The sequence below is a fragment of the Streptomyces sp. NPDC087422 genome, assembly GCF_044744145.1.
GTDB lineage: Bacteria > Actinomycetota > Actinomycetes > Streptomycetales > Streptomycetaceae > Actinacidiphila.
Map to the genome: position 1 here is coordinate 639,193 of NZ_JBIUXT010000001.1, position 24,671 is coordinate 663,863.

30 protein-coding genes, 1 other RNA gene and 1 pseudogene are annotated in these 24,671 nt (G+C 70.9%); 6 read left to right on the plus strand and 26 right to left on the minus strand.

Going from position 1 to position 24,671, the window contains the following annotated elements; translation table 11 throughout:
* Nucleotides 1-43 precede the first annotated feature (43 nt).
* The 18 genes from ACIO6U_RS02980 to ACIO6U_RS03065 form a co-directional block, all read right to left on the minus strand.
* Complete coding sequence (locus ACIO6U_RS02980; RefSeq protein WP_401715144.1) at nt 44-898, minus strand: hypothetical protein; 855 nt, start codon at nt 896-898, stop codon at nt 44-46.
* The gene (locus ACIO6U_RS02985) at nt 891-1,772 is read right to left on the minus strand and encodes a PD-(D/E)XK nuclease-like domain-containing protein (protein ID WP_401715146.1); all 882 of its coding nucleotides are present in this window, start codon (nt 1,770-1,772) and stop codon (nt 891-893) included. Before ACIO6U_RS02985 ends, ACIO6U_RS02980 begins: the two co-directional genes overlap by 8 nt.
* 122 nt (nt 1,773-1,894) lie before the next feature.
* Nucleotides 1,895-2,626, minus strand: a complete 732-nt coding sequence (locus tag ACIO6U_RS02990) for a hypothetical protein (protein WP_401715148.1) — start codon at nt 2,624-2,626, stop codon at nt 1,895-1,897.
* A gap of 169 nt (nt 2,627-2,795) precedes the next feature.
* Nucleotides 2,796-3,842: a hypothetical protein gene (locus ACIO6U_RS02995; protein WP_401715150.1), complete on the minus strand. Its 1,047-nt coding sequence runs from the start codon at nt 3,840-3,842 to the stop codon at nt 2,796-2,798.
* Nucleotides 3,843-3,914: 72 nt separating this feature from the next.
* The gene (locus ACIO6U_RS03000; RefSeq protein WP_355345268.1) at nt 3,915-4,100 is read right to left on the minus strand and encodes a hypothetical protein; all 186 of its coding nucleotides are present in this window, start codon (nt 4,098-4,100) and stop codon (nt 3,915-3,917) included.
* The gene (locus tag ACIO6U_RS03005; protein ID WP_401715152.1) at nt 4,097-4,669 is read right to left on the minus strand and encodes a hypothetical protein; all 573 of its coding nucleotides are present in this window, start codon (nt 4,667-4,669) and stop codon (nt 4,097-4,099) included. Before ACIO6U_RS03005 ends, ACIO6U_RS03000 begins: the two co-directional genes overlap by 4 nt.
* Entirely contained in the window at nt 4,666-4,959 is a 294-nt protein-coding gene (locus ACIO6U_RS03010) for a hypothetical protein (RefSeq protein WP_401715154.1), read from the minus strand. Before ACIO6U_RS03010 ends, ACIO6U_RS03005 begins: the two co-directional genes overlap by 4 nt.
* On the minus strand, nt 4,956-5,234 hold the full coding sequence (locus tag ACIO6U_RS03015; protein ID WP_401715830.1) for a helix-turn-helix transcriptional regulator: 279 nt from the start codon (nt 5,232-5,234) through the stop codon (nt 4,956-4,958). The genes ACIO6U_RS03010 and ACIO6U_RS03015 overlap by 4 nt, the downstream gene beginning before the upstream one ends.
* A 26-nt stretch (nt 5,235-5,260) precedes the next feature.
* The gene (locus ACIO6U_RS03020; RefSeq protein ID WP_401715156.1) at nt 5,261-5,548 is read right to left on the minus strand and encodes a hypothetical protein; all 288 of its coding nucleotides are present in this window, start codon (nt 5,546-5,548) and stop codon (nt 5,261-5,263) included.
* Nucleotides 5,545-5,934 carry a hypothetical protein gene (locus ACIO6U_RS03025; protein WP_401715158.1) on the minus strand — a complete coding sequence of 130 codons (390 nt, stop codon included), beginning with the start codon at nt 5,932-5,934 and terminating at the stop codon, nt 5,545-5,547. The genes ACIO6U_RS03020 and ACIO6U_RS03025 overlap by 4 nt, the downstream gene beginning before the upstream one ends.
* Entirely contained in the window at nt 5,934-6,215 is a 282-nt protein-coding gene (locus ACIO6U_RS03030; RefSeq protein ID WP_401715160.1) for a hypothetical protein, read from the minus strand. Before ACIO6U_RS03030 ends, ACIO6U_RS03025 begins: the two co-directional genes overlap by 1 nt.
* Before the next feature lie 118 nt (nt 6,216-6,333).
* The gene (locus ACIO6U_RS03035; protein ID WP_401715162.1) at nt 6,334-6,564 is read right to left on the minus strand and encodes a hypothetical protein; all 231 of its coding nucleotides are present in this window, start codon (nt 6,562-6,564) and stop codon (nt 6,334-6,336) included.
* Nucleotides 6,561-6,797: a hypothetical protein gene (locus ACIO6U_RS03040; RefSeq protein ID WP_401715164.1), complete on the minus strand. Its 237-nt coding sequence runs from the start codon at nt 6,795-6,797 to the stop codon at nt 6,561-6,563. Before ACIO6U_RS03040 ends, ACIO6U_RS03035 begins: the two co-directional genes overlap by 4 nt.
* Nucleotides 6,797-7,147 (minus strand): hypothetical protein, encoded by a 351-nt coding sequence (locus tag ACIO6U_RS03045; RefSeq protein ID WP_401715166.1) that lies wholly within the window; start codon nt 7,145-7,147, stop codon nt 6,797-6,799. The genes ACIO6U_RS03040 and ACIO6U_RS03045 overlap by 1 nt, the downstream gene beginning before the upstream one ends.
* Nucleotides 7,144-7,596, minus strand: a complete 453-nt coding sequence (locus ACIO6U_RS03050) for a hypothetical protein (protein ID WP_401715168.1) — start codon at nt 7,594-7,596, stop codon at nt 7,144-7,146. Before ACIO6U_RS03050 ends, ACIO6U_RS03045 begins: the two co-directional genes overlap by 4 nt.
* Entirely contained in the window at nt 7,593-7,775 is a 183-nt protein-coding gene (locus ACIO6U_RS03055; protein WP_401715170.1) for a hypothetical protein, read from the minus strand. Before ACIO6U_RS03055 ends, ACIO6U_RS03050 begins: the two co-directional genes overlap by 4 nt.
* 67 nt (nt 7,776-7,842) lie before the next feature.
* Complete coding sequence (locus ACIO6U_RS03060) at nt 7,843-8,673, minus strand: phage antirepressor N-terminal domain-containing protein (RefSeq protein ID WP_401715172.1); 831 nt, start codon at nt 8,671-8,673, stop codon at nt 7,843-7,845.
* Between the two features lie 83 nt (nt 8,674-8,756).
* Nucleotides 8,757-9,098 (minus strand): helix-turn-helix transcriptional regulator, encoded by a 342-nt coding sequence (locus ACIO6U_RS03065; protein ID WP_401715174.1) that lies wholly within the window; start codon nt 9,096-9,098, stop codon nt 8,757-8,759.
* 601 nt (nt 9,099-9,699) lie between these two features.
* Between ACIO6U_RS03065 and ACIO6U_RS03070 the strand changes: the two genes are divergently transcribed.
* Nucleotides 9,700-10,077 (plus strand): hypothetical protein, encoded by a 378-nt coding sequence (locus tag ACIO6U_RS03070; RefSeq protein ID WP_401715176.1) that lies wholly within the window; start codon nt 9,700-9,702, stop codon nt 10,075-10,077.
* A 422-nt stretch (nt 10,078-10,499) separates the two neighbouring features.
* Nucleotides 10,500-11,834, plus strand: a complete 1,335-nt coding sequence (locus ACIO6U_RS03075) for a tyrosine-type recombinase/integrase (protein ID WP_401715178.1) — start codon at nt 10,500-10,502, stop codon at nt 11,832-11,834.
* A 95-nt stretch (nt 11,835-11,929) separates the two neighbouring features.
* Here the strand turns inward: ACIO6U_RS03075 and rnpB are convergent.
* Nucleotides 11,930-12,335, minus strand: an RNA gene (gene rnpB, locus ACIO6U_RS03080) — RNase P RNA component class A.
* Between the two features lie 254 nt (nt 12,336-12,589).
* On the opposite strand from rnpB, the gene yaaA reads away from it, so the two are divergent.
* Both yaaA and eda read left to right on the plus strand, forming a co-directional pair.
* On the plus strand, nt 12,590-13,375 hold the full coding sequence (gene yaaA, locus ACIO6U_RS03085) for a peroxide stress protein YaaA (RefSeq protein ID WP_355345317.1): 786 nt from the start codon (nt 12,590-12,592) through the stop codon (nt 13,373-13,375).
* A 93-nt stretch (nt 13,376-13,468) separates the two neighbouring features.
* Entirely contained in the window at nt 13,469-14,086 is a 618-nt protein-coding gene (gene eda / locus ACIO6U_RS03090; protein WP_401715180.1) for a bifunctional 4-hydroxy-2-oxoglutarate aldolase/2-dehydro-3-deoxy-phosphogluconate aldolase, read from the plus strand.
* Nucleotides 14,087-14,162: 76 nt separating this feature from the next.
* Here the strand turns inward: eda and ACIO6U_RS03095 are convergent.
* The 3 genes and pseudogenes from ACIO6U_RS03095 to ACIO6U_RS03105 all read right to left on the minus strand — a co-directional run.
* A pseudogene (locus ACIO6U_RS03095) lies at nt 14,163-14,894 on the minus strand (histidine phosphatase family protein); the annotation flags it as partial.
* A 20-nt stretch (nt 14,895-14,914) separates the two neighbouring features.
* Nucleotides 14,915-15,658 carry a C4-type zinc ribbon domain-containing protein gene (locus ACIO6U_RS03100; protein ID WP_355345447.1) on the minus strand — a complete coding sequence of 248 codons (744 nt, stop codon included), beginning with the start codon at nt 15,656-15,658 and terminating at the stop codon, nt 14,915-14,917.
* Nucleotides 15,655-16,578, minus strand: coding sequence for a Nif3-like dinuclear metal center hexameric protein (locus tag ACIO6U_RS03105; protein WP_355345323.1), 924 nt, complete (start codon nt 16,576-16,578; stop codon nt 15,655-15,657). Before ACIO6U_RS03105 ends, ACIO6U_RS03100 begins: the two co-directional genes overlap by 4 nt.
* Nucleotides 16,579-16,915: 337 nt before the next feature.
* Here ACIO6U_RS03105 and ACIO6U_RS03110 point away from each other — a divergent pair, with 337 nt between their 5' ends.
* Nucleotides 16,916-18,241 (plus strand): hypothetical protein, encoded by a 1,326-nt coding sequence (locus tag ACIO6U_RS03110; protein ID WP_401715182.1) that lies wholly within the window; start codon nt 16,916-16,918, stop codon nt 18,239-18,241.
* 697 nt (nt 18,242-18,938) lie between these two features.
* Here ACIO6U_RS03110 and ACIO6U_RS03115 read toward each other — a convergent pair.
* Entirely contained in the window at nt 18,939-19,592 is a 654-nt protein-coding gene (locus tag ACIO6U_RS03115) for a TetR family transcriptional regulator (RefSeq protein WP_355345326.1), read from the minus strand.
* Between the two features lie 157 nt (nt 19,593-19,749).
* On the opposite strand from ACIO6U_RS03115, the gene ACIO6U_RS03120 reads away from it, so the two are divergent.
* Entirely contained in the window at nt 19,750-21,219 is a 1,470-nt protein-coding gene (locus tag ACIO6U_RS03120; RefSeq protein ID WP_401304176.1) for an MFS transporter, read from the plus strand.
* A gap of 408 nt (nt 21,220-21,627) precedes the next feature.
* Here the strand turns inward: ACIO6U_RS03120 and ACIO6U_RS03125 are convergent, their stop codons facing one another.
* The 3 genes from ACIO6U_RS03125 to ACIO6U_RS03135 all read right to left on the minus strand — a co-directional run bounded on the left by ACIO6U_RS03125 (nt 21,628) and on the right by ACIO6U_RS03135 (nt 24,662).
* Entirely contained in the window at nt 21,628-22,581 is a 954-nt protein-coding gene (locus tag ACIO6U_RS03125) for a 3-oxoacyl-ACP reductase (RefSeq protein ID WP_355345332.1), read from the minus strand.
* Nucleotides 22,581-23,666: a Zn-dependent alcohol dehydrogenase gene (locus tag ACIO6U_RS03130; protein WP_355345335.1), complete on the minus strand. Its 1,086-nt coding sequence runs from the start codon at nt 23,664-23,666 to the stop codon at nt 22,581-22,583. The genes ACIO6U_RS03125 and ACIO6U_RS03130 overlap by 1 nt, the downstream gene beginning before the upstream one ends.
* Nucleotides 23,667-23,786: 120 nt before the next feature.
* Nucleotides 23,787-24,662: a MaoC/PaaZ C-terminal domain-containing protein gene (locus ACIO6U_RS03135; protein ID WP_401715185.1), complete on the minus strand. Its 876-nt coding sequence runs from the start codon at nt 24,660-24,662 to the stop codon at nt 23,787-23,789.
* Nucleotides 24,663-24,671 lie beyond the last annotated feature (9 nt).

Genomic DNA, 24,671 nt, shown 5'->3' on the forward strand with positions numbered 1-24,671 from the left:
AGACCGCCCCGGCTATCCCCCGGGGCGGTCGCGCTGGTGGGGGTTAGGCGGCGTCGTTGCGCCAGCGGGTGACGAGGTCGCGGATGGCCTGCGCGGGCGCGTCGTCGAGGGGCATGCCGAGTGCGGCGTAGGCGTCCTGCTCGATGTCGGGGGCGTCCATCTCGGCACCGAACGCCCGCAGTTCGGCGACCGCCGCGGCGTGCTCGGCGTCGTCCGCCGCGGGGTCGACCACATCCGGCTGAGCGACCGGCTGAGACGCCGGGGTCGGGGCGGCGGTGAGCTGGGCGACGGACAGCGGTGCGGCCCGGACCTGCTCGACAGTGACCTCTGTCGTCCCCGACAGCTCCTCCGCCGCGTAGGGCATGCCATGCAGGACGTCCGAGGCGATCAGGCGGCACAGCTCACCCGTCGCGCGGGCCACGAGCATGGTCTGCGGCTGCTTCTTCCACTCGTTCTTGCCGAGCAGACCGAGTTTCCCGGCCCGCTGGATCGTCCAGGTGACGGTCTGCCAGTTCTCGGCCCCCTTCCGGCGGCCCTGCATGATGCAGTGCTGCTCGTCGGACTCGACCAGCTCGATCTCGTGGCCGTGAGACTGCACAAGGCCGCGCATCGCGTTCGCCCGCAGGGCCGGGGTGCCCTGGATGATGTCGACGGACTTCAGGGCCGCCATCGGCTTCAGGCCCAGTTCGTTCCCGGCGAGGATCACCGCGGTAACCTCCAGGGGCTTGCCGCGGAGGGCGCCGGCGAACGGGGTCTTGGCGATGGACTCTGCGATGGCGTTGACGACGCGGGCGTCTTCGGCCCACTTCACGAGGGCGCTTTGGGTGGTGATCTGCTGCTGCGGTGCCGCGGCCGGGGTGGCGACGGTGTTGTCATGGCGGATATCGAGTTCAGACATTGAGGTACTCATCGGCCTCTCGTTGGGCCGCCCAGGCGGGCAGGCTGATGTAAGGGATGGAGTCGGTGGGGCCGGTCCAGTCGGGCCAGATGCCGGACTTGGTGCACTCGGCGTAGGTGCGGAGTGCGCGGGCGTTCTTGGCGCGGCCGATGGCCCGGTCGGCGTCGGACAGCTCCCGCACCGTGATCAGGTACGGGGCCGTCTTGGACTGGAACACGAACAGGAACCGGGCAGGCTTGCCGAGGACGGCCTGGATGCCGTCCAGGTAGAAGGCGTCCTGCTGGTGGTAGCCGCGGTCCGCAATGGCCTTCGACACGGACTCCGGATCGGCCTTCGCTGCCGTCTTGTAGTCGACGCACAGGGTCAGGTCGGGGTACTGCTTGAGCCAGTCCGGGCGGGCCCGGCAGGACACCCCGGTCTGCGGGTCGGTCCAGTACAGGGACTGCTCGGCGAGCCCGCTGCCCGGCGTGAACAACGGGCCAGCGACCGGGTGTTGGCGGATTGCCTCGGCCATCGCCTGGACCATGTCGTGGTCCTTGGTGAGCAGCGGCACCTTGCCTTCGGCGTAGGCGTCGTCGCGCAGGTTCTGGGCGTCCTTCTTCTTCCAGTCCGGGAAGTCGATGACGGCCAGCTCGGGACCTTCGCCGAGGACGAACTTGTGGGCGGCGTGTCCGAGGTTGAACTCCTTCTTCGGTGCCTGCGGGTGTTCCCGGTCATAGGCGAACTGGGCGGGGCAACCGGGGGCGAGCAGTGCGCGGAGTCCGGATGAGGAGATCGACGTCTTGTCTGCGTGGTATGCCTCGGCGGACAGGCCGTCCACGATCCTCGGCGGGTCGAGAAGCGTCTGCTCGGGCGCGTCGAGGGTGGCGGTCACGCGGCACCGCCGGTGGGGTGCGCGTGGCAGTGCCAGGTGCCCAGGGGTCCGACCGTCCAGCCGCGTTCGGCCGTCTTGGCGGCACGCTCGCCGTTGCGGCAACCCCGACGGGAGCAGAACACTCATTCACCGTTGGCCAGTTGGCCGCCGTTGGCGCGGCTGAGGGCTTCACCGGCCATCTGGGCCAACTGGTCGTCGGTGGCGGTGTAGAACGCGTCGGGGACGGTGATGCGGTCGTACAGGTCGCGGGCCCACTTGGCGTCACCGAGGGCGGTGTGGGCAACGTCGTCGGCGGGGCGCGGAACGCCGGTCGCTTCGGAGGCGTTGTACGACTTCCACGGCCAGCCCAGCCTGTCGGCGACCTTGGCGTACCAGGAGGCGTCGCAGTCGCGCTTCGTCATCCGTTCGGCGTGCCCGTACAGGAACCCTGCGGCGAGGGTGGCGACGCACACGGGCCGGTAGTGCCAGGGCTGCTGCTCGCCGCGGAGGTCGAGGAGTTTGCGAAGGTGCCGGTCGTCGAACGCGGCATTGGAGCCGACGAGGACGGCACCGCGGAGGATCTCTGTGACCTCTTTGATGGCGTCGGCGCGGGTCATCGGGTCGATGTCGCCGCCCGTGATGTACGCCGCCGTGCAGCCGTCGGGTACGGCGAACCGCTCGTGGAAGCGGCCGACGCGCATGGCCTCGCCGTGGATGTCGGCGTCGAGGGTGCGGGGCGCGAACTGCCAGACGTGCTCGTTCTCGGTGCCGCCCAGGTCGCGGAGGATGACGGCGAGTTCCCAGATCTCGCCGATCTCGGCGGACAGGTGTGTGGTCTCCGTGTCGACGAAGGCCAGGGGTGCGGTGGTGCTCACGTGTCCTGCTTTCTGTGTGGTCCCGGTGCCGCCGCCCGGTCTTGGGGAGGTCGCGGGTGACGGCACCGGGCGGTCGTGCGAGCGGGGGGAGGCTCCAGCACGACCGGTCTGGGGTGGTGGTCCTGGGGCTGGTCGGGGTGACACGACCAGCCCCAGGCGTGCGGGGGGCCTACGCGGCGGAGGCTTCGGCCGCCTTCTTGTCGGCGAGCTTCTTGAGGTGCGCCTCGTAGTCGTCGTGCCACTGCTGCGGGTCGTGACCGGCCTTCTCGGCGGCGTCCCACGCCCACTCGCCGATCTCCCCGGACTCCAACTGCTCGTTGGTGTCGGCGAGGGTGGCCCGCAGCAGGTCCGGGTCGGCCTGCTGGAGTGCCTTCACCAAGCGGTACGCGGTCCAGGCCCGCCCCCCGGCGAGCGCGTAAGCGGCAAGCGCAGCCGGGTCGTTGGTGGCTGCGGCGAAGAGGTCGCCGGAGGAGCGGAGCGTCTGCTTCAGCAGGAACTCGATGTCGCTGGCGATCGCGTTGTCGCGGGTCTCCAACTCTTCGGGCTCGTAGGTGTTGAGGGTGTCGTCCATCTCTACCGGGGCGGCGTCACCGAGGCTTCCCGCCCAGGTCGCGGTGTCGTCGGCGATGTTCCGGGCCGTGTCGTTACCGGTGAACCGGGCGGGCATCTGCAGCCCGAGGAACCCGTTCCCGACGATGATGATCGGCTGACTGGCGACGGCATGCCAGGTGCTGACCTGCTCGCCCGCGGCAGCCCACCGGCCGAGGAGCTTCGCGGTGATGCGGCTGTACGGGGCCTCGCCGATCGGAGTGGCCATGGTCTTCTTGAAGATGCCGCGCCACTCCGGGTATGGACCTCCCATGGCCGGGAGGGTGATGTTGCCGCGGTCCCCGTTGAATGTGATGTCGTGTTCGCCGGGCATGAGGTGGACGTTGTGCGGATTGCCGTCGGCGCTGTTGGCCTTCAGCCAGGCGGCGAGGGCATCGACCTGGTCGGCGTGCAGAGTGTGGGCCCACGCCGGGTCGTTGCTGCGGGTCCTCTGCCGGGCGACGGCCATGGTGTAGCGGTCGGTGGCGACGGCGTGCAGGTGCCGTCCGTCGTAGTCGAGGCGGATGCCCTGAATGGGGCCGTAGCCGGAGTGACGGCCGATGTGCGGTTCGACCTTCCGGATCAGCTCCGAGAGTTGGTAGGCGGTGAGGGTGGTCGTGGTGTCCACGGTCTGCTCCTGGGATGCTTGGGGTAGGCCCCGCCCATTTGCCCTGGGCGGGGCTGTTGCGTTTGGGGTGGGTTACAGCGGGGGCTGGCAGGCGCAGGCGTCCTGGAGGCCCAGGTCGCCGAGGTAGCAGCCGGGGATGTGGCGGCTGATCGGGTCGAGGCCCGCCGCCCAGTCGGTGGCGTAGAACTCCGGGCCGTCGATCGTGAGGACCGCCGGGTCCGGGATGGTCGGGTTGTACAGCAGGCCGTCGACAGTCACAGGGCGCCTCCGGCTGCGGCTTCCGCGAGGGTGCTGACCCGGACCTGCTGGGTGGTCTCCCCGTCCGGCTCCGGGTCGCGCGGGTACCCGAGGTCGGTGAGAGTCCGCTCGTACAGCGGTGCGACCGGCTCCGGCATCGTCGTGTCGCGGTGCATCGGCGCCACGTCGATGGAGCCCAGGTTCTGGATTTCGGACCGCAGCTTGCGGTTCTCCGCCGTCAGCCGGTCGTTCTCCTTGACAGCCTCGGTGAGCTGCTTCTCCCATACGCTCTGATCGACGTGGTTGGCTGCCGCCTGGGCAAGCTGGGCGTTCAGCTCCTGGATGATGAGGCGCTGGCCCTTGATCAGTTCGTCGGCACCAGCGAGCTGGAGCACCTTCTGCGTCAGCTCGTGTTCCAGTGCCCCGATGTCTGTGGCCTCCGCCCGCTTCAGAAGCAGTTGCAGGCGCTCGATCTCGGCTGCGGTTTGGAGGCGGCTGCCGTCGGCGCTGGGCTGGAGGTGACGCCGGAGCCAAGCGCGGAGGCCGTGTCCCGCGTTGTCCGTTGCCGCGTGTTGGGCGATTGTGGTCATGACGCCTCCTTGTGGGGCGTGGGCAGCGGCAGGTCGGTGATGGTGGGGGTGCCAGCGGGCCATTCGGCGCGCTCGATGTAGCCGGCGGCGTCGGTGTTGGCGAAGTCCCGAGCCAGGGCGGCTGCAACGTGATCCGCCTGCGTGTCGGCGGCGAGCAGCGGCAGCGGGTCGGGTTCGTCCGCTTCCAGGGGTGCCGCGTCGACCAGGTCCCGCAGGATCGGGATGTGCGCAGAGAACACGGCACTCACGACCAGGGCCGCGACCAGGGCGAGGAGAACCAACCAGATCACTGGGGATCACCCGCCGTCGCGTCGAAAGCGTTGATGGCCTGGCGCATCTGGCTCAGCAGGCCACGGGTCTGCACCAACTCGACGTTCGCGGACGCAGCCGTCGTGCCCAGTGCCTCGGTGACTGTGACGCCGAAGAAGCTGGCGATGGCCACCGCCTCATCGAGGTCCAGCCCACGCTTGCCCGCTTCCAGCTTCGCGATCTGCTGCTGCCGCATCCCGACGTGATCCGCGATGTCCTGCTGGGTAGCTCCGGACCGCTTCCGGGCCTCACGCATCCAGGCAGCGAAAACGTCAGTGGGGTTCACCGGGGACCACCGGCCATGGGCGTGGAGCCGAGGTGGATCGGCAGCAGTTCGTTACGCCACCGGTCGCGGGAGACGAGCTCGATCCGGTAGCCCGCCGCGAGGTGCTTGATGGCCTCGGTCGAGGTCTCCCAGAACTCACGGGCGGCCTTCACCGGGTCGTCGCCGACCTTGGCGCTGGCGTTCATCACGCCGGACGGGAAGCCGTCGGGCATGAACACCGCCCAGACGCCCTCTGGGTACGGGCGCTGCTGACCCTCGACGGCGATCAGCTTCCGGGTGCTCATGCGGCGGCCTCCTCGGTCGCGGCGGGGATGGTCCAGGAGCAGACAGCCCACGGGGTGTCGAGGGCACCGGGGCACAGGCGCTGTACGACGGGGAAGTGCTCGTGGCCGTTGCGGAGGTGGCGGACGACCGTGCCGTCCAGGCGCAGGGAGCGCTCCTCCAGGCAGTGCCAGCACCAGCCGCGCGGCCGGGGCGGCAGCGGCACGGCCGGGTACCTCAGGTCCAGCGGGTGAACCACGGCGGCCCGCTTCTTGCCCGCATGGAGGACCCGCACGTACTGGCGGTGGCCGCCCATGACCACGGCAGGCTGACCCTGGTACGTGACCGTCAGACCGGTGAAAGCGGGCACGTTGTAGTTGCGGCGCACCCACTTCAAGCTGCGGCTCATCACGCACCCGCCGTCTCGGCGTCGTAGGCGCTGGTGCGCACGTCCGGCGCGTGGGCGGTGGCGCGCCAGGCGTTGTAGTCGGCGATGGGCATGTGCCCGGCGGGGCTGGCGGCCAGTGCGGTCGCGGCGGCGAGCGCGAGGATGGCGTGCACCTGCGCCTGGGCGATGTCGTCGGCGGTCGCCGGGTGATAGCTGGCCGGGTCGCCCAGGTCGGGGTCGGCGGGGAAGTGCCGCCCGGCAATCAGGCGTTCGGCTTCGGTGTAGTGCTCGGGTCCGGTCATGAGTTGCCCCCCTTGGGTGGGTTGGTGGGCTGCTGGCGGCGCAGACGGCGACCAAGCCAGCAGGCGAAAGCGATGTACACGGCGGCGGCCAGCACGCCGACGGCGATCCACGCAGCGGTCACGAGGCCACCTCCGGCACGGCGCGCACGCCGTACTGCGACCACGAGAGCCGGCGGTCACCCCCGTGGCGGGACATCAGCCGCCACTCGCCCGGGCCGCGTTCGACCCAGCGGACCGCACACGCGCGATGCCGGGTCTCGCGACCGACGGCGTTGTCTTGCGCAGCCTCCAGCGATCGCGCGAAGGCCAGCGGCGTACCGCCGAGCGTGACGACGTAGACGGCGGTCACGAGGCACCGCCCGTCGGCCGGTTGGCGATCTCCAGCAGCACGTCGGCGTGGCACGGTTCGGCCAGGAACCCGGCAGCCGACGACGCGTGACCATCCACCAGCAGCGACCGCAGGAACCGCGCCGAATCCACATCCAGTTCGGCCGCATGCAAACCCGCGTTGAACGCCAGGAGGAACGCCTCCGGGTTGTCTGCGGTGAGGCTCCGGGCCCCGGCAATCTTCAGTGCGTCCATCAGGCGGCCCTCCCGAACTGCGGGCGGAACCGGGCATGCACGCCGTCGATACGGAGCAGGTAGTCGGCGGTCTGAGCCGCAGTCCACGCCGAGTCGTCCAGGCCGTACACCTCGTGCAGCGCCGCATCCACTGCGGCCAACTGCGCCTGCTCCGCGTCCTCCGCCGTCACCTCGGCCAGCGGCCCGAACCACATGGCGACCGTGCGGGCCGTCCAGGGGAATGACGGGCCTGTGCCGCGGTCGTCCACGTTCCGCGGTTCGTCGCACGCCAGCAGCAGTTCACCCGAGGCGGCATCCGTGCCGTACCCGCGCCAGACCTCACCGTCGCGGTCCATGAAGAGACTGGTCACCGGGGCTCACCAGCCTCGGCGGTTGCGCTGATCGCACCCGCGATAGCGGAAGCGAGGTCACCAACCCACTCGGCGTACTCGCTGCGGGGGTCGACGTCATCCAGGCCGTAGTTGCTGAAGTCGAAGTCGCGGACCGTGGCACGGATAGCGGGCGTCGGATCGGCGGCATCCGCCACCGCCTCCAGCTCGGCGATCCGGTGCTGCGCGGCGGCCAAGTCGCTGGTCAGCCCGATGACGTGGCGCTTATTGCCCTTGGCGACCGCGGTGAGAGTGTCGATCCGGTCGGCGAACTGGTCGCGCTCCGCTCGCAGCCGCTCGACCTCCTCCGCCTCCGCCAGCAGCAGGAGCATCGACTCCTTCGCCCGGTGGCTGTAGAACGCGATCGACGACTCGTACTTCAGAAGGTCGCGGATCTCCGCGAGCCGCTCCGGGCTCAGGGGGGCGCTCATGCCGCACCACCCGAGACCGGGTAGCCGGGCGCGAGGTGCGCGAACAGGCCGTCCAGCGGGTCCAGGTCGTGACGGTCCGGATCATCCAGCGGCAACGACAACCGCAGACGGTCCACCAGAGTCGTCACCTCAGCCACCGGCACATCCAGGCGGGCCGTCGACGTCAGGTCAGCAGTCATCGCGCACCACCCGAAGGCGCGGCGAACGGGAACCAGTTCGCGGACAACGAGGGGAACCAGTTGGCGCTCATGCCGCACCGCCAAGCTCACCCTGAGCCGGGCCGGTCGGGAACTGGTCGGCGTAGTAGCGGTCCCACGTCTCCTCGAACAACCCCAAGTGACGGGCCGTCCACGCGTAGGTCTCACGCACACTGCCATTCGGCAGATCCGACTGACGCTTCCCCGGCCTCTCGCCGTGCTCCGCCTCATACAAGGCGGCAGCACGTCGGCCGAACCACGACTGCACCGACTCGACCTGCCGCCGGTTGAGACCCTTCCCCTTCAGGAAGTCCGGCACATACATCGGAATGTCCAGCGGGTCCAGCCCAGGCTCCTCGCCCAAAACGCGGGCGGCCAGCATGCGGCCCTTCGCCTCCAGCCAGTCCGAGTCAACAACCCCCGTGAGGATCGCCAGCACCTCTGCCTGCTGCTTCGCGCGGGAGATCAGCGAGTCGAGCTGTTCCTCGGACGCCCGCGGGTTGATCGCCCCGCCCTGCGTCCAGTACGACTCGATGGCGTCGGCCGTCTCGTTCTGGAAAGCGACCAGCGTCGGGCGGACCTCGTCCCGGACGCGGTTCTCGTTGATCGTGGCGAGCAGCATCAGGAACGTGCGAACCGGGGCGACACTCACCAAGCGGACCTGGTCGTCGCCCGGCATCTGCATGGGGCTCTGCCCCACGGAGGCCCACGAGCGCGTCTTCAGCTTCGCCAACTGGGTCGAGTAGTCCAGACCCAGGTCTTCGATCGCGGGCCTCAGCACGATGTGCGGGGCACCGTGGATCAGAGTCGTGTGGATCGAACCCGCAGACAGGTCGAGCTGTACGACCTCGCGCGGTTCGGCTGATGGGACCATGGTCATGGTCCACCTCTCTCTTCAAGGGTCAGTGGTGGATCGAGGGCCGTTGCCGGGGACCGGGAAGAAACCGGCGGCGGCCCGGGGGGCTAAGCGGCGTTGGCGTCCGCGTCGTCGTGGCGTGCGCGGCGCTGACGGCCTACGCGCGGCTCCGGCGGGCGAGCGTCGTGGGCGGCGGCTTCGTCCGCCGTATCCCCGTCGCTCTCTCCGAGTCCGGCAAGCCAGGCGTCGACCACGGACTCTCGGGCCATGACGCGCTTGCCGTGGCGGAACGTCTTCGGTCCCTTTTTGGCCAACCGCCACTTCTTGTAGGTGCTGACGCTGATGCCGAGGCGGGAAGCGACGCCCGGGGTGACGTTTCCGTCCTCGTCTTCGTAGTCCTCGATGAACACGAAGCCCGGCGGGGGCTTCTGCGTCTGGGTGACGGGCACTGGGTTCTCCTTCACGTAGGGGGTACTGATCGGTAGCCGCTTTGGTTCACTTGGGAGACGCAGGGGGCGCGAAAAGGACCAGCACGGCGACACCAACGGCCTCCGCGATGCGGTGTGCGGTTTCCATGTCACATGTCTCCTGGGTGCCGTCGAGAAGCCTGCCGATCAGCGAGTGATGGCAGTCAACGGCCGTAGCGATGGTGCGCGTACTGTGCGGGACCCCCCGCCCGGGGTGCTCCATGAGCTTGCGGAGCATCTCTCGGTCGCGGAGTTCGTATCGGACTCTCAAGCGGTTCTCCATCGGAACGTTTCGGCTCTCGATGTGAGTATCGAATCACACTAGAACCGTCGCGTCTACAGATTCGACCGACCAGATCTGCTGTATCCCTGGCGACACCGGATCGCTACCATCGACCCGTAGACGAATCGTCTTTACAGCGAAACGGTTGTACGCCCTGACCTGCTATTTGTAGAGTCGCGGCGAATCACATGAGAGACGGTCGGTGTGGATGAGACGCGAAAGGACGGCGGCATGGAGGCCCCAGCCCCCAACCTCAACCGCAACACGCCCCCCAGCGCCCTACCGGAGGACGTCAGGTCTATGGACCGCGACCCCCTGAGCCGCCTCGTCCGCGAGGTCAACGACTCCGGCGTGAGCTTCCAGAAGATGGCGGACCAGTCCCAGGAAGCCGCCGAGCCCCTGTCGAAGCCCTACTTCCAGAAGCTCGCAGCCAACAACGTGACGACCCCGCCGACCGAAGCACGTCTGCGCGCCATCGCCGCCGGCCTTGCAAAACCCCTCAGACTCGTTCAGCGCGCCGCGGCCGAGCAGTACATGGACTACCGCACCACGGAACTCGCGGGTTACGACGAGGAGACACGCATCATCGTTGCCCACCTGGCCGGGATGGATCCTGCCGCCCGCCGCAGATGGCGCCGCATGATCGAGGCTTCGGAGCGGGAACCGGACGACGAGTAGCAGCCGGCCGCCCACGACGCGCGTAACCGTCTGGCAGATGATCTGATTAAGTGTCACGAATGGCTCTACATCCGACCGTTGTGCGACCATTGCGGAGGCAGTAAGTTGCCTCATCCGCACAAGTTCTTCACGACGTCGGCCAGCCTTGACCCAGCCGCCCCGGCGTCTCAGAAGTGAAGTTGGGGGGTTGCGCATGCTGTCCATCCGGTACGTAATCGACGACCTTGACCCAGAGATGCCCGTCGAGGTGGCCGAGCGCCGCGGCGACGTGGTCTACCGTCTGGCCCGCGGGCTCTTCGTCCCCGAGGGTGTCGCCGCCCTCAACTCGGCCACCGCAGCCATGCTGGCCGGCGGCCAGTGGTTCCAGTTGTGGCGAGGCGACATCATCTCGATGAACTCGCCTGAGAGCGAGGGAGGCCGCCGTGGCGGGGTACATCGAGGACAGGTGGTATCGCAAAGGTCCCGTCGACCCTAAGACGAAGAAGCCGACGCGGGAGAGGACGGACCGCTACGGCAAGGGGAAGCGCTGGCGGGTGGCCGGGATTCCTGGCGTGCGTGACCGCTCGTTCGAGAACCTTGAGGGCGAGCGCGGGGCGAAGAACTGGCTGAAGACTGCGGCTACGGATACGACCCGCGGCGCCTTCTACGATCCGCGTGACGGCTCCATGCTCCTGGACGAGTACGTGCGCGTTCACTGGTGGCCCCACCTCCGGCAGCCGCCGACGACTAAGCAGTCGATGGAGTCGCGGGTCTTCAAGCACATCCTTCCGCACGTCGGCCACCTGCCTCTGAACCGCATCGGGTTCGATGAGATCCGGGCGTGGCAGACGCGCGCCGAGCAGGACATCGATGTGGGCACCCTCGTGGTGGCGTGGCGGCACTTCTCCTCGATCATGCAGGCGGCACACAAGGCGAAGCGGATACCCGTCAACCCGTTCCGGGATCCGGACCTCAAAGCCCCGGCGGTGCCCAAGTCCAAGGCGAAGGCGTGGGAGCACGAGACGGTAGTCGCCGTCCGGCGCGAGGTCGCAGACCGGTACCAGGTGCTGATCGACCTCGCTGTTGCAGCCGGACTCCGGCAGGGCGAGGCGTTCGGGTTCGCCCCGGGCGACATCGAGGGTGAGGTCATCCACGTGACGCGGCAGATCATCGTCGTGCGCGGGAAGCTGGCGTTCGCGCCACCGAAGGGCAACAAGGAGCGGGACGCACCGTGCCCGCCGGAACTGGCAGCCGCGGTGAAGGCGCACGCCGACAGGTTCCCGCCGGTGGAGGTGACGCTGCCCTGGGTGGACCCGGACCGGCCGAGCCTCGCCTGGGAGTCCCGTCCGAAGCGGACAGTACGTCTCCTTGTGACCACTTCCAGGACCACCGGGAAAAACGGCGGGGCGCTGAACCGGATGACATTCGACGACAAGCAGTGGAAGCCTGCCCTCGTCCGCGCCGGGGTGCTGCCTGCACCGGCCTTCGAGATGGTGATGGGCAGGAGCGGGCGGGCGTGGAAGCGGATCGCGTGGGAGATGCCGCGGGAGGACGGCTTCCACGCGCTGCGGCATACGTTCGCTAGCGTGGTCCTGGCTGCGGGTGAGACAATCACTCAACTGGCCGCGTGGCTCGGGCACTCCGATCCGGCATTCACTCTCCGGACTTACGTGCACTTCATGCCGAAGTCCGGGCGGCGCGCCATCCAGGCTCTTGGCCGGTGGCTGTCGGGTGAGGCGGAGTCCGCCCCCGGCGAGGAAGCCGAAGCTGTGCCTTAGAAGTCTCAAGCCGTTCTTGTTCTCCCCAGATTCTCCCCAGGGCCCTACTGGATCTTCTCCAGTAGGGCCTTTTTGCTGGTGAGGACTATGGGCGGCAGACGAGTCGAGCTGTACGCCGGGTTCTGTCGCCGGGCGGCCTCGCGGCCGGCCGGGAGACGGCCATCCATCTAGGGCCGGCGTTGCCACCGGCCTCGTGCGGTCTACCCGCGGACTCGGGCGGGCAGCCCTCGAACGTCCGCGCGGGTGCCGTATCGCTACGACGCCCTCTTGACCTTGCTCCGGGTGGGGTTTACCTAGCCGTCCAGGTCACCCTGGACGCTGGTGGTCTCTTACACCACCGTTTCACCCTTACCGGGGACCGAGATCCCCGGCGGTCTGTTTTCTGTGGCACTGTCCCGCGGGTCACCCCGGGTGGCCGTTAGCCACCACCCTGCCCTGTGGAGCCCGGACGTTCCTCGGGAAGCCCCCGAAAGGGCTCCACGCGGCCGTCCGCTCGGCTCGTCTGCCGTATGGACCATGGTAGTGGCTGCGCGGGGGCGAAGAGCACCGCGGGGTCGGCGGCGAGCGTACGGCCGCCCGCCGGGGCCGTCCGGCCGGGCGCGGCCGGTCAGGTCCCGTGGGCGGCCCGCCCAGGTCCTACTCTGGTGCGGGCCCCCCGACCAGGCGCGGGCGGCCCGAGCGCGAGCCGTACGACCCCGCGCACCGTACGACCGCCTGGACCGTACGAACCGCAAGAACCGTATGAAGGAGATGCCGTGCTCGTCCTGTTGCCGCCGTCCGAGGGGAAGGCCACCGGAGGGACGGGGGCCGCGGTCGCGCTGGACTCGCTGTCGCTGCCGGGGCTGAACGAGGCGCGGGCGACGGTCCTCGACGAGCTGGTGGAGCTGTGCTCGGGCGACGAGGAGAAGGCGGCGGAGGTGCTGGGGCTCAGCCCCGGCCTGCGCGGCGAGGTCGCCAAGAACGCGGCGCTGCGGACGGCGCCCGCCATGCCCGCGGCGGAGCTGTACACCGGAGTGCTGTACGACGCGCTGGGCCTGGCGACGCTCGGCCGGGCGGCGCGGCGCCGAGCCGAGGAGTCGCTGCTGGTGTTCTCCGGGCTGTGGGGCGCGGTACGGCTCGGCGACCGCATCCCCTCCTACCGCTGCTCGATGGGCGTGAAGCTGCCCGGCGTCGGCGGCCTGGCGGCGTACTGGCGGCGGCAGATGGCCGATGTCCTGCCGGCCGAGGCGGGCGACGGCCTGGTGCTCGACCTGCGCTCGTCGTCGTACGCGGGCGCCTGGAAGCCGGCCGGGGAGGTCGCCGGGCGTACGGCGACGGTCCGGGTGCTCCAGGTGACGGTGGTCGGCGGGGTCGAGAAGCGGACGGTCGTCAGCCACTTCAACAAGGCCACCAAGGGCCGTCTGGTCCGCGCCCTGCTGGAGTCCGGCGCCCGGCCGAAGGACCCCAAGGGCCTCGCGCGAACGCTGCGGAAGCTGGGTTTCACGGTGGAGGAGCAGCCGGGTACGGGTCGGCTCGACGTCCTGGTGCGCGAGATCCACTGAGGCGCGCGGCGCGACGGTACGGAGCAAGACCCTCGTTGCACTCTGCGCAACGGCCGTTGCGCACGCTGGCGCCCGCCAGGCAGGATGACGGGCATGACTTCCGTGCTCGACCTCGCCCCCGTCATCCCTGTGGTCGTCCTGGAGGACGCGGCGGACGCCGTACCGCTGGCGCGGGCGCTGGTCGCGGGCGGGCTGCCCGCGATCGAGATCACGCTGCGGACGCCCGCCGCCCTGGCCGCGATCCGGGCCGTCGCGGACGGCGTCCCCGGCGCGGTGGTCGGCGCGGGCACGGTGCTGACGCCGGAGTTGACGGACGCGGCCGTGGGCGCGGGGGCCCGTTTCCTGGTCAGCCCCGGCTGGACGGACCGCCTCCTCGACGCGATGCGCGGCGCGGGCGTGCCGTTCCTGCCGGGCGTCTCGACCGCCTCGGAAGCACTCGGGCTGCTCGAACGCGGCGTCACCGACATGAAGTTCTTCCCCGCCGAGGCGGCGGGCGGCGTCGCGTACCTCCGCTCCCTGGCCTCACCGCTCCCCCGGGCCCGCTTCTGTCCGACGGGCGGCATCGACGCGGCCCGCGCGCCCGAGTACCTGGCGCTGCCGAACGTGGGGTGCGTCGGCGGTACGTGGATGGTTCCGGGCGACGCGGTGCGGTCCCGGCGGTGGGATCTCGTGGAGAGCCTGGCGCGCGAGGCGGCGGCGCTGCGGGGCTGACGCCCTCAACAGCCGTACGGAGAAAGCCCGTACGGGGAAGGCCCGCACGGAGAAAGCCCGTACGGGAAAGGCCCGTTCACCGCAGGTGGGCCGTCTCGTTCAGCGACCGCAGCGACGCGTTGCCGTCCGCGTAGTACGCCACCTCCGAGAGCGACGCCGGGGCGAGGTACATGCGGAAGAGCGCTTCGGGCGGCGCGTCCAGGGCGAGGCGCGCGAGCGTCTTGATCGGGGTGACGTGGCTGACGAGCAGGACGGTACGGCCGCGGTGGGCGGTCAGCAGCGCGTCGCGGGCCGCGGCGACGCGGGCGGCGACGTCGGTGAAGCTCTCGCCGCCGGGCGGCGGGACGTCGGGTGAGCCGAGCCAGGCGGTGAGTTCGGCGGGCTGCCGGTCCCGTACCTCGGCGAAGGTGAGGCCGTCCCAGGCCCCGAAGTCCGTTTCGCGCAGGCCCTCTTCGAGGTGGACGTCCAGGCCGAGGCGGTCGGCGGCGATCCGGGCGGTCTCCCGGCAGCGGGCGAGCGGCGAGCTGACGACGGCCTCGATGCCGTGGCCTTCACTCAGTCGCCCCTCGGCGCGCACCAACTCCTCGGCGCGCACCGGCCCTTCGGCGCGCAACGACTCCTCAGCGCGCACCGGCCCTTCGGCGCGTACGGCCAGCGCCGCCGCGGCCCGTTCGGCCTGGCGCCGCCCGGCGGCCGACAGCGACGGATCGCTTCCGCCGCTCCCGGAGAACCGCTTCTCCCCCGTCAGCGCGGTCTCGCCGTGCCGCAGCAGGACGAAGGTGGTGGGCGCCGCCATGTCGGGCGCCGCACCCTCGTGAACCAACGCCACTACAGGCCGGACTCGGCCGTACGCACCAGGATCCGGCGGCAGTTCTCGCACCGTACGACGGTGTTGGCGGGCGCGGCCCTGACCTCGTTCAGCTCGGTGATGTTGAGTTCGAGGCGGCAGCCCTCGCAGCGCTTCTGGTAGAGCCGCGCCGCGCCGACGCCGCCCTGCTGCCCGCGGAGCTTGTCGTACAGCTTGATCAGGTCGTCGGGCACGGTCCCGGCGATGACCTCGCGCTCCTTGGCCGCCGTGAAGCCCTCCGCGTCGATGCTTTCGATGGCGGCGGACTTGCGGGCCTCGGCCTCGGCGACCTTGGCCTGGACGGACTCGACGCGCGCGGCCAGTTCCGTGGCGCGCTCCTGGGCGCCCTCGCGGCGCTCCATGACGTCGAGCACGACGTCCTCCAGGTCGCCCTGCCGCTTGGCGAGCGAGGTGATCTCGCGCTGGAGGTTCTCCAGGTCCTTCGGCGAGGTGACCGCGCCGGAGTCCAGACGCTGCTGGTCGCGGGCGGAGCGCTGGCGTACCTGGTCGACGTCCTGCTCGGCCTTGGTCTGCTCGCGCGCGGTGTCGCTCTCCTCGGTCTGCGCGGCGACCAGCAGGTCACGGAGCTGCGCGAGGTCGGCGCCGAGCCGCTCCAGCTCGGCGTGCTCGGGCAGGGTCTTGCGCTTGTGGTCGAGTTGCGCGATACGCGAATCGAGGGCCTGGACTTCGAGAAGTCGGATCTGGTCGGCGGGCTCGGCGTTCAGCGGGGGGCTCCTGTGCGGCTGGAAGGGCGGGAAGTGGATTGCGGGAGTTCCCGGCCGCCCCGGAATTCCGGGGTGTCCGAGCGCTCCGGGGCGACAGCGTGCGCTGTCCACGGGTCGGTGACCGCGTACGAGACATGGGTGCGCAGCGCCCAGCCGTGCCGGTCGGAGATCTCGTCGAGCTGCGCGGCGGCCTGCTCGCACCACGGCCACTCGGTGGCCCAGTGCGCGGCGTCGACCAGCGCGGGCGGGCCGGACTCGCGCGCCTCGGAGACCGGGTGGTGGCGCAGGTCGGCGGTGACATACGCGTCGACGCCCGCCGCGCGGACCTCGGCGAAGAGGCTGTCGCCCGAGCCGCCGCAGACCGCGACGGTACGGACCGTGGCCTGCGGGTCGCCGGCGATCCGCAGCCCGGTGGCGGTACGCGGCAGCCCTCGCGCCGCCCGCTGCGCGAATTCGGCCAGCGTCAGGGGTGCGGCGGTCTCGCCGATCCGGCCGAGGCCGCGGCGGCCCGCGGGGTCGGTGGGGTCGGGTACGAGCGGGCCGGTGATCCGCAGGCCGAGCGCGGCGGCCAGGGCGTCCGAGACGCCGGGGTCGGCGCGGTCGGCGTTGGTGTGCGCGACGTGCAGCGCGACCCCGTTCCTGATCAGGTCGTGGACGGCGCGGCCCTTGAAACCGGCAGGGCCGGTCGGCGCCACCGTCGTCGTACCGCGCAGATAGAGCGGGTGGTGCGTGACCAGCAGGTCCGCGCCGATCCGTACCGCCTCGTCGACGACTTCCCGCACCGGGTCGACGGCGAACAGCACGCGTCCGACCTCGGCCTCGGGCTCGCCGCAGACCAGGCCGACGGCGTCCCACGCCTCGGCCAGCTCCGGGGGCCAGAGGGCGTCGAGCGCGGCGATGACGTCGGACAGTGTGGGCACGGTAGGAAGGTTACCTGGCCGCCCGTGTCCGCCGGATGCCGTACGCCGTGACCGCGGGCGGCGGGGGGTGCCACGACGGGTGCGCGCGGTCGTGCGGCACCCGTTCGGCACCCGTGAGTCAAGGGCGCGCGGGGCGCATCCGAGGTCCGCGGGGAGCGCGACCGCTCGCCGGGCGGAGCACATCTGCCCCTTCGCGCGGAGCAGAACGGGAAAACCCGCACTCTTACGTGTGAACCGCACCGAGTCGCGTTGATCGTCCGGAAAAAGGAAAACTACGGTCCTGTGCCGGAGGTGGGTGAGTCATATGAGCGCCAGTACAGATGCCAGTGCCCGTGCCATGGGGATCCCCCCGGCCGTCCGCGTACTGCGCCGGTCGGGCTTCACGATCGCCGCGGACGGGTCGTACGCGGCCTGCCTCGCCGAGGCCCGCGTACCCGCACCGGAGGGGGACGGGGACGTGGACGAGTACGGCGGGGGCGGCGTCAGCGGCTGGTTCCCCGAGCGGTGGACGCTCGGGCCCGAGCCGTACGCGGTGCCGCTGCCCGGCGCCCAGCCGGAGGAGGCCGGGACGCAGGTCGTACCGCTGCCCGACGGGCGCGTCCTGATCCGGCGACGGGTCGCCGACCGCCACGACCTGGCGCTGCTGTATCCGGCGGGGGCCGGTACCGGGGAGGTGCCGATCGGGTCGCTCGGCGGGGATGCAGTAACGCTTCTTCCCCCGTGCCCCTTGGGTGGGGCGGCTTTCGCGCTCGTGTACGAGGGGGGCTCCGCCGATGGGGGTTCCGGCGAGGGGGACTCTGCTGAGGGGGACGGGGTCACGACCGTCTGGCAGGTGTACGGCGCCGGGAAGGACGGGCCCGTCGCCGTCATGCGCGTGCCCGGCCGCTGCACCGGCGGCGTCTGGCTCGACCGTACGGGGCGGCTGCTCGCCGTCGACCGTACGCTCGCCGGCCGCACCAAGGCCGTCGCCGTCGACCTGCGACTCGGCGAGGCCAGCCCGCTCCTCCAGATCACCGAGGACAGCGACGACCGGCTCGTCCTCGCGGAACCCGACAGCGGGCTGCTGCTCCTGCGCAGCGACGCCACCGGGGAGGCGCGGCTCGGCTGGGGCGTCCTCGGCAGCCGTCGGCCGGTACGTTTCCCCGACGCGCTCCAGGTGCCGGGCATCCTGCTCACGCCGGTCGCCGCGCAGCCGGGGCAGATCCTGATGCCCGAGGCGGCGGTGGTCGCGCTCCGCGCGGAGGCGCCGGGCGGGGCGGAGTCACTGGCGCTGTGGCGGCCGGGTGAGCGGCGGCTGCACTGGCGGGCGTCCCCTCCGGGGTGGCTGGGGGCGACGGGGTACTGGGGGGCCGACGATTTGCTGCGGCTGCCGTGTTCGGTGCCGGAGTGGCCTTGCGGGGTGGCGCCGTACGAGGCGCCACGGGTGCGGCCTGCGGCCGGGGCTTCGGGGTCTCGGCGTGGGCGGGGTGCGGTGCCCGCCGCTCTGCCCGGGCCTGGTTCTTCCGGCGGCCTCGGCTCTTCCGGTGCTCGCGGCTCTTCCGGTGGCCTCGGTTCCTCCGCCGGCCTCGGCTCTTCCGGTGCGGCTCTGCCCGCGCCGACGCGGCTGCCCTGGCGGGTGCTGCCGCTTCAGCAGGCGCCGCTGGCTGCCGCCAAGGCGGGGTGACCCCCATGACCGTGACGTCGACCCCGCCAGTAGACTCACCCGAAGCCGCGCATCCGGGCACTCCGCGTGACCACCGCGGGGCGGCTTCGCCGCAGTCCGGGTCGAGTTTGTTCGCGCGCTTTCGGCGTAGGCCGGTTCGTTGTTCCACGGGGATTTCGGGGAGATTCAAGAAGATGACGTCCGACGCGCGTTCCTCTCACGACCACGGGGGGTCCGGGGACAGCTCGGGGCGCCACCGGGGGCCTGCTTCTTCCTCTGAGGAGGGGGAGGCTCAGCCTCAGGGGAAGCATCGGCGTCCTTCGGACGATTAGCGGGTTTTTCTTTCCCGCCCGCCCACCCGTGCGGGTGCTTTCTTCGTCTGCGGGTGCCGCTTGTGCCTGGGTCGGTGCCGGTCCGGGGCACCTCCTCGAAATCCGTCTCACCTGGTCCTGTGTATCCGGTGCCGTTCCTGTTGACGTATTTCTGCGGGGGCACCCCGGCCCGTCCCCTCCGGGTACGTCGGCGTCCGCCTGTCCGGTGGGGGTTGCCGGAGGGGGGTGGGTGGGCTGGGGTACGGGGGCGGCCGACGGTCCGCTGCGGTGCCGGGGCGGGGGTGGGTGGGCTCGGCGGTCGGCGGTCGGCGGCCGGGGGTGGGGGGCCGCAGGCTTATGGGAGCCGTCCTCGATGCTCGGGGGCGGGGCCGACTCAGGTCGCCGACTCAGGCTTTGGCTTTGGCTTGGAGGCGGAGGCCGGTCAGGGTGAGGTCTAGGGCGGCGCGGAATTGGTCGATGTCGTCGTGGCCGTCGAATTCGTCGACGATTTCGTGGACGAAGGGGAAGTCGGCGGGGTCGAGTTCGCGCCAGGTCTTGGCGAAGCGGCCGAGGAATTCGTCGCGGTTGACGGCGCCGTTGAGGACTTCCGGCGGGGGTTCCTGGCCGAGGTCGACGGCGGAGCCGACGACGACGCCGACGATCGCGGAGACAGCGTGGAAGCGCTGCCGGGCCGTGAGGTCGAGGCGGAGGGTCTGTTCGCCGAGCTTCTCGTAGACGAGCAGGGAGTTGGCCTGCACGTCGGTGTTGCGCATGAAGTAGGCGCCGAGCCAGGGCCGGCGGACGATCGCGTCGAAGAGGCGCAGGGCCATGGCGCGAAGGTCGTCGATCGGGTCGTCGCTCCGCGGAAGGGCCTCGACGTCGGCGAGGATCGCGCCCATCGCGTGGTCGGTGGCGCGGTCGAGTAGTTCGTCCTTGCTCTCGACGTACCAGTAGATGCTGGCGACGCCGCCGCCGAGGCGCTGCGCGAGGGCGCGGAAGGTCAGGCCGGGCGCACCGGCCTCGTCCAGGAGGGCCACGGCCTCCGTGAGGACGGACTCCATCGAGTGGGAAGCCCGTCGGCGTCCCTGGGTCGAGCGGTCTTGCAGGCGTGCCATGGCTCACATCCCCATCGCGATCTTGCGTCGTATCGAACGTTGTTCTATCGTAGCGGATCGTACGTTGTTCGATAACCGAATGACGTTCGATTGGAGGACTGCCATGACCACTCCCACGCTTGAGAAAACGTCACATACCTACCCGTCCCTGAGCGCGGCGTGGATTCCGCTGGCCGCCCTCTGCCTGGCCTTCTTCGTCGAGATGGTCGACAACACGCTGCTGTCGATCGCGCTGCCGACGATCGGCCGCGACCTCGGCAGCGGGACGACCGCGCTTCAGTGGGTCACCGGGGCGTACTCGTTGACCTTCGGCGGCCTGCTGCTCACGGCGGGGTCGATGGCCGACCGGCTCGGGCGCCGCCGGGTGCTGCTGGTCGGACTCGCCGTGTTCGGCTCGCTGAGCCTGTGCGTCGTCCTCGTCACCACGGCGGGCCAACTCATCGCCCTGCGGGCCGCGCTCGGCGTCGCCGCCGCGGCGATGGCGCCGATCACGAACTCACTGGTCTTCCGGCTGTTCGACGACAAGGCCCTGCGCATGCGCGCGATGACGGTGATGATCGTCGTGGGCATGTCCGGCTTCGTCCTCGGGCCGCTGCTCGGCGGCACCGCGCTGGCGCATGTGCGCTGGGAATGGCTGCTGGTCGTCAACGCCCCCATCGCCGTCATCGCGTGCGTCGGCGTCCGGCTCGGCGTCCCGGCCGACCGGCCGGAGGACCTGACCCACGACAAGCTCGACCTGCCGGGCGCCGTCCTGAGCGTCGCCGCCATCGGGCTCGCCTGCTACTCCCTGACCAGCGGTGTCGAGCACGGCTGGCTCTCCGCGATCACTCTCGCGTCGATCGCGGGCGCCGTCGTGGCCGCGATCGCCTTCGTCCGCCACGAGCGCGGCACCCCGGCGCCCATGCTGGACCTCAGCCTCTTCTCCAACGGCACCGTCCGCGGCGCCGCCATCGCCCAGATCGGCACGTCCATCGCAATGGCCAGCGTGATGTTCGGGCTGATCCTCCACTTCCAGTACGCCTACGGCTGGAGCCCGGTACGCGCCGGACTCGCCAACCTGCCGATCATCGTGACCATGCTCGCCGCGACCCCCTTGTCCGAATGGCTCGCCCGCCGGTTCGGCCACCGCATCGCCTGCCTCGTCGGCGCTGCCTGCCTGGCCGGCGCCCTCGCCGGTCTCTCCTGGGGCGTCGACCACGGCTACGCCGCCATCGCCGTCTGCATGGTGATCATGACCATCGGATTGCGCACCGTCATGACGATCTGCGCCGTCGCCCTCGTCGACGCCATGCCCAGCAACCGCACCTCCATCGGCGCCGCCCTCAACGACACCGCCCAAGAAGTCGGCTCCAGCGTCGGCACCGCCATGGTCGGCACCCTCATCGCCGCCCTCGTCACCACCCAACTCCCGCCCGGCACCTGGAGCAGCGACCTCGTCGCCTCCTTCTTCCACGGCGAACGCGTCACCTACGCCCTCCTCTCCCTCCTCGTCGGCCTCATCGCCGCCGGCGGCGCCCTCACCCTCACCAACTCCCACACCCTCGAAGACCCCCCCACCGATTCCCCCGCCTGACCCCCAGCCCCCTACCGACAGCAACCGGCAGCAACCAGCACCACAGCGGCCCGTCGAACGCCGACGCACCCGAGCCGACCCCCCACCCACCCCACCGGCGGCCGGACGCCGACGCCCTCACCCCCACCCACCCCCGCCCCGGCACCGCAGCGGACCGTCGGCCGCCCCCGCACCTCAGCCCACCCACCCCCCTCCCGGCACCCCCACCGGACAGGCGGACGCCGACGTACCGGAAGGGGACGGGCCGGGGTGCCCCCGCAGAAATACGTCAACAAGAACGGCACCGAATCCCCAGGACCAGGTGAGACGGATTTCGAGGAGGTACCCCGGACCGGCACCGACCAGGCACAAGCGGCACCCGCAGACGAAGAAAACACCCGCACGGGTGGGCGGGCGGGCAAAGAAAAACTACGAGCGGCGCAGCCCCAACACCTCAACGGCAGCGAAAGAGCCCCGCTCACCCCCTTCGAAATACGGCGTCAACACCCCATCAAGCTCCCCATACGAAAACACCGACTTCGCCGTCTCGAACCGCGCCGCCACCACCGGCCGTTGCAGAACGGCCACCATCCCCCCGTGCACAACGAAAACCTGCCCGGACACCCCCGCGGCAGCGGGCCCGGCAAGGTACCCGACCAGCGGAGCGACATGCTCGGGAGCCAGCGGATCGAGCCCCCCGGGCTCGGCAGAGCCGAACACATCAAGAGTCATCCGCGTCCGCGCCCGCGGACAAATGGCGTTGGCGGTGACCCCGTACCGCCGAAGCGCCTCCGCCGTGGACGTCGTGAGCCCGACGATGCCCCCCTTGGCGGCGGCGTAATTCGGCTGTCCGGCCGACCCGGCGAGAAACGCCTCGGACGCGGTGTTGACGATGCGCCCGAAGACCGGAGCCCCGGAGGACTTGGCGCGCGAGCGCCAATGCGCGGCGGCGAACCGAATGGTGTTGAAGTGGCCTTTGAGGTGCACCCGGATGACGGAGTCCCACTCGTCCTCGGTCATGGAGAAGACCATGCGGTCGCGGAGAATCCCGGCGTTGTTGACGAGGATGTCGAGCTGCCCGTTGTGCTCGACGGCCAACTGGACGAGTTCCGACGCCTGTTCGTGGTCGGCGACATCGCCGTGGTGGGCGACGGCGCTGCCGCCGGCGGCGGCGATCTCGGCGACGACCTCCTGCGCCGGGGTGGCGGAGGAGGCGCCGGAGCCGTCACGGCCGGGCTGGCCGAAGTCGTTGACGACGACGTGCGCCCCGAGCCGGGCGAGTTCGAGCGCTTCGGCGCGCCCGAGTCCGCGCCCGGCCCCGGTGACGACGGCGGTCCGCCCGGCGAGCGGGAGTTCACCGTTCGGCATTGGCTGATCCCCCATCAGATCGTGATGCTCGTACGCAGCGCGACGCCCGTCCGCATCTGGTCGATCGCCTCGTTGATGTCCTCCAGGCGCACGCGGTGCGTGATCAGCCCTTCGAGGTCGATGCGCCCGGCGCGCCAGAGCCGGATGACGCGGTCGTAGGAGCGCAGGACGTCACCGCCGCCGTAGAGGGACGGCAGGATGCGCTTCTCGTCGAAGAACAGCTCGAACATGTTGATCTGGAGGTTGTCGTCCATGGCGCCCGCGCCGACGATGCACAGGGTGCCGCCACGCCGGGTGGCGTCGTACGCGGCGCGCGCCGTCGCGGACTTGCCGACCACCTCGAAGACGTAGTCGAAGCCCTCGCCCGCGGTGAGCCGGTTCTTGGCATCGGCGAGGCCGTCGGGGTCGACGGACTCGGTGGCGCCGAAGCGGACGGCGGCCTCGCGGCGGGACTCGACCGGGTCGACGGCGACGATCTCGGCGGCGCCCGAGGCCCGCGCGCCCTGGATGACGCTGATCCCGACGCCGCCGCAGCCGATCACGGCGACCGACGAACCCGCCTCCACCTGGGCGGTGTTGAGGGCGGCGCCGATACCGGTGGTGACCCCGCAGCCGATCAGCGCGGCGATCTCGTACGGCACGTCGTCGGGGATCGGCACCGCGCACCTGGCGTCGACCACGACCTCCTCGGCGAAGGTGCCGGTCCCGGCGAAACCGAAGACGTCGGGTGAAGCGGCGCCGGGGCGGCGGTAGTTGGCGGTGCCCGCGTTGAGGAATCCGGCGATGCACAGCTCGGTCTGGCCGCGCTTGCAGGACGCGCACTCGCCGCACGCGGGCAGCCAGCAGACCAGGACGCGGTCGCCCGCCGTGACGGACGTGACGCCCTCGCCGACCTCGGCGACCTCGCCCGCGCCCTCGTGGCCCGGCACGAAGGGCGCGGGCTGCGGCAGGACGCCGCTCATCGCGGACAGGTCGGAGTGGCACAGTCCGGTGGCCTTGACGCGGATACGTACCTTGCCGGGCCCGAAGCCCGCGGTCTCGATGTCGTCGACGACTTCGAGCTTGTCCTGGCCGGTCTCCTGCTGGATGGCTGCGCGCACGGTACGGCTCCCCTCGGATGGTGCGAAGACGGTGGTCGCTACGGAGGCCCGGCCGACGACCGGGCCGAAAGCTGCTGAGCCGAGAGCCGCCGGGCGCGCGGCCCGGTGTGCCCCACGGGCTCAGGTGTGCTCGATGACGGTGTCCGCCAGGACCGGCGCCTCGTCCCGCTCCACGGCCGACACCGCGGCCACGATCCGGCCGGAGCCCGCGCCGCCGCCGTCCCCGTCCGCCCACATCCGTACCCGCAGCGTCTCGCCGGGGTAGACGACGCCCGCGAAGCGTGTCGCGTACGAACGGATCCGGGCGACGTCGCCGCCGAGCAGCGTGTCGGTGACGGCCTTGAGCGTGGCGCCGTACGAGCACAGTCCGTGCAGGATCGGGCGGTCGAATCCGGCGGTGGCGGCGAATTCGGGGTCGGCGTGCAGCGGGTTCCAGTCGCCCGACAGCCGGTAGAGCAGCGCCTGGTCCTCGCGGACGGGTACGTCAACGGCCTTGTCGGGCGCGCGGGTTGGCGGTTCCGGACGGCGGGAGGGACCGCGTTCGCCGCCGAAGCCGCCTTCGCCGCGGACGAAGATCTCGTTGTCGGAGGACCACAACGGGCCTTCGTCGTCGGCCACTTCGGAGCGCAGCACGATGACGGCGGCCTTGCCCTTGTCGTAGACGGCGGCGACCGATCCGGTCCGTACGGCATGGCCGCTCACCGGCAACGGCCGGTGGAGTACGAGGCGTTGGCCGCCGTGCAGGACGGCGGCGAGGTCCACGTCGATGCCGGGGCCGATCGAGCCGTCCACCGAGCCGGGCCCGCCGCCCGCGACGGTGGCGAAGCTCGGCAGGACGTGCAGCCGGCTCTCCAGCGTGTAGCGCAGTTCGTCCGCGTCGGTGGCCGGGCGCCCGGCGCCGATCCCCAGGTGGTAGAGGAGAACGTCCTTGTGGTTCCAGGCGATTTCGGTGCGGCGCGGCTCGGCCGCGAGGGCCTTGGCGACGTCGATGGGCATGGTCCCTCC